At 57.5% G+C, this 3,529-nt stretch carries 3 protein-coding genes; all 3 read left to right on the forward strand.

The genetic code is table 11. From position 1 onward, the window contains the following. Positions 1–166: DUF1269 domain-containing protein (locus QZ377_RS12490; RefSeq protein ID WP_291441560.1), on the forward strand; the 166-nt coding region annotated here is incomplete at its 5' end. Positions 167–864: 698 nt separating this feature from the next. Next, positions 865–1,962 (forward strand): NADH:flavin oxidoreductase/NADH oxidase, encoded by a 1,098-nt coding sequence (locus QZ377_RS12495; protein WP_291441557.1) that lies wholly within the window; start codon positions 865–867, stop codon positions 1,960–1,962. A 383-nt stretch (positions 1,963–2,345) separates the two neighbouring features. Beyond that, the coding region (locus QZ377_RS12500; RefSeq protein WP_291441558.1) for a DUF2157 domain-containing protein at positions 2,346–3,529 on the forward strand (1,184 nt) is incomplete at its 3' end.

A 3,529-nucleotide genomic window follows, 5' to 3' on the forward strand; every position in this document is an offset into this window, starting at 1 on the left:
CTCTTCGGCCCTGTTCGTTCTGGTGGATTCTGAAATTACCGACAAGGTTCTGGCCGAACTGCGCGGCTCCGGCGGCCAGGTCATCCAGTCCTCCCTGTCGCACGAAGATGAAAACCGCTTGCAGGCGGCGCTGAGTGCTGCCCGTGATGCGGCGGGCAAGAACTAAAAAACACGCTCGCACTTCACGCAACTGTACGCCGTCACATGGCAGTCCACGCATACGCGCGCAGCCGGCAAAAACTGCGCAAAAGCTCCCGGCCAGGGGAAAGACTGCCTGACCTGCCGCGAAGTCTGCCGAAAAACAGACAGGGGGAAAAGGCGCGCCCCTTTTCCCCCTGCTTCTGCGATGGCCCCCAAGCGCTGCCTTAATTAAAGTCAGCCTCCGTGTTGGCACATTGCGGCGGCAATGCCGCCCGCAACCGCATATCTGTTTGCCGCCCACCGGGCAGCTTTAATGCAATACTGTTCTGATGGCAGCAGATGCCCGCCAGAAGGTTAGGCGTCGCTTTCCCACACGGTAAACACCGCGGTGAGCGCCTTAAAACCTTTGAAAATACATATTCTCAAAGGCAAAACGCCCCAGGGCCATGACGGGTACGCCCATCAAAAACATCCTGGCAGTGCGGCCATTAATGCTGCTACAGCCTGAAGCACTTTTGTACGTTATATTACCATGAGATACAAGGTACAAAAGGAATTACGCGGGGCGGCATACGCGGGCGCGCTTGTCCTCTGCCGCTTTCGGGCGCATACTAAAAAAGCGGCACCCGGCGCGGGATGCCCCATAACAATTTTCTGCCGAAGACCTCACAAAAACGGCAGACATAAAATACAGGCCTTGAGGCTGCAAAGGCAGGAGGCTGCATGAACACGCTTTTTTCTCCCATCAATCTTGGCGGGCTGGAACTTGCCAACCGCATTGTCATCCCCCCCATGGATCAGTATTCGGCTGATGAGGGGCGTCCAACCCAATGGCATCACATGCATTACGGTCATCTGGCTGTATCCGGCGCGGGCCTGCTCATTATTGAGGCCACCGCCGTGGAACCCGCGGGCAGGATATCCCCGGGCGATCTCGGCCTGTGGAATGACGAACACGAAAAGCTGCATAAAGACATGCTGGAATTCATAGCCGCTTTTTCTTCCATACCCGTGGCTGTCCAGTTGGGGCATTCCGGACGCAAGGGCTCCACGGCCCGCCCCTGGGAAGGGCGCGGCCCTCTGGGGCTTCATGAAGGCGGCTGGAATGTCTGCGCGCCTTCAGCCCTTCCCTTTGATGCGGCTTCTCCCGTTCCTTCGGCCCTGAGCACCGCCGATATTGACCACCTGACCGCTTCTTTTGTAACGGCGGCACAACGGGCGCAACGCGCGGGCTACAAGGCTGTGGAACTGCATGCGGCCCACGGTTATCTGCTGCACGAATTTCTCTCGCCCCTGTCCAACAAAAGGGAAGATGAATACGGCGGCAGCCTCGAAAACAGGATGCGCCTTCCCTTGCAGGTGTTTGCGGCTGTGCGCGCGGCCCTGCCCGCCGCCATGCCCGTGGGCATGCGTGTTTCGGGTACAGACTTCGCCCCAGGCGGCTGGGATGTGCAAGAATGCGCGGTGCTGGCACAACGGCTCGAAGAGGCTGGTGGCGCTTTTATCCACGTTTCCGGTGGAGGCCTGACACCCGAGCAAAAAATATCCCTTGCCCCCGGCTATCAGGTGCATCTGGCCCAGGCCGTCAAGCAGGCTGTTGTCAGCATGCCCGTCATAGCCGTGGGCCTTATCACGGAGCCGGAACTGGCAGCGGGCATTATCGTCACCGGGCAAGCCGATATGGTGGCTGTGGGCCGCGGCATGATGTATGACCCGCGCTGGCCCTGGCATGCAGCAGCCGCCCTGGGCGTCTCCATTGCCGGAACTCCCCGTCAGTACCTGCGTTGCCAGCCCCACAGGCTGAAGAACCTCTTTATCTGATGTGCTAACTACTTGAAACAGCCGTTTAAGGCAGGCAAAATTTCCACTTGCGCCTGTTTCACGCAAGGGCTTGAGAGCGAACGCCTACGGCCCTGCCTGCCTGAAATGCCTGGATGCTGACATCACGAGAGCCGTTTCGCTTTCCGGCAAAGATGAACCCGCGCTGCAAAAAGCGTATTCTTCAGCCCGCAAAGCAAAAGCAGAAAAACCCGGCACAGCCGGAAGGCGGGCGGCTCCCGTGACACCACCACGCAAGACCGTTTGTCTTTGCACCCGCCCGGGTCATCCCCCTCACTCCCTGCCGGGGCCTGCACCGCGCCCTTTTTCCTTCAGCTTCTTCCAGTTGCCAAATCGCGGCAATACCCCAACCCTGAGATCTATATATGAACACGACACCTACTGCCGGATGCCCCAGCGCGGACGACAGCGCCGCTCATGAAAACGCCGCCGAAAACCTTCTGCCGCCCCTGACACGGAGAAGCCTGACGGCCCTGTGCGATGCGGGAGAACTCTCTCCGGCAGCCTGGGAAAAATCCCTGCAAATTTGTGGATTCAATCCGGATGGCAAAGCATGGCTGGCCTATTGGCGCCAAATTTTCTTGCTGGGGGGTACGCTCTTTTTTCTGGCTGGCGTTATCTGCTTTATCGCCTGGAACTGGGCAACCATTTCTCCATTTGGGCGCATGGCGCTTGTAGGCTCTCTGGTGGCGGGAACCGGCGTGGGCGCGGTAATTCTCGGCCCTGTCACACGACTTGGAGGAATATTGCTGCTGGCCTGCGGCATCAGCATGGGACCCATGCTGGCAATATTCGGCCAAAGCTATCAAACAGGTGCGGAACTGTGGGAACTCTTCAGAGTATGGACGATTTTGCTGTTCTTGCTGGCACTGGCGGGCAAACAGGCCGGCTTGTGGTTTGTTACATGGATCTCGGGCAATATTTTTGCGGCCCTCTGGTTTGGTCGCGGCCTTTTATCACCCCTTGATATCTTTGGTCCTTTTTTTGCTCTTCCTGAATGGCTTTTGGTTATTGCAGGCGCCATTATAGCGTGGGAATGGGCCGCACTGCGGGCCGCACGGCGCGCTCCGGAATCGTGGCTGTGCTCGCGCTGGATGCCCAGGCTGCTTTTTTGCGACCTTGCCGCCCGCGTCACGCTATATCTGCTGCTGCTCATTTTTAGTGCACCCCCCTGGTCATATCTGAGCATTCTCAATCTGCCGCACCAGTTCGTTCCGGCCTTTGCCCTGATCGCAAGTGGTATTTCGTGGTGGTGGTATCGTAAAAAAGAAGCCGATCTTTTTATGCTGGCCGTGCTGCTCAGCTCGGCAACAACTCTTATCCTGGGTTTTTTAGCCAGATCAGAACTCTTTTTCGATACCGGTACTGTTATGGCCTTTTTGCTCTGGGGCCTGTTGGTGACGGCCATTACCGCGGCCTTGGCAAAATTTTTACTGCACTTGCAAAAAAGTATGGCAGCAGAAACAAAGCACACAGCAACGTTGCCCTCTCACATTTTTTCTTTTTTCGCCCGCAGCACACCGGAACTGTCGTGGACAAACCTGTGGAG

This window comes from Desulfovibrio sp. (assembly GCF_019424165.1).
In the GTDB taxonomy this organism is placed as follows: Bacteria; Desulfobacterota; Desulfovibrionia; order Desulfovibrionales; family Desulfovibrionaceae; genus Desulfovibrio.

Coding starts and splice junctions, on each gene's coding strand:
- QZ377_RS12495 (WP_291441557.1), top strand. CDS start 865: ATGAACACGCTTTTTTCTCCCATCAATCTTGGCGGGCTGGAACTTGCC.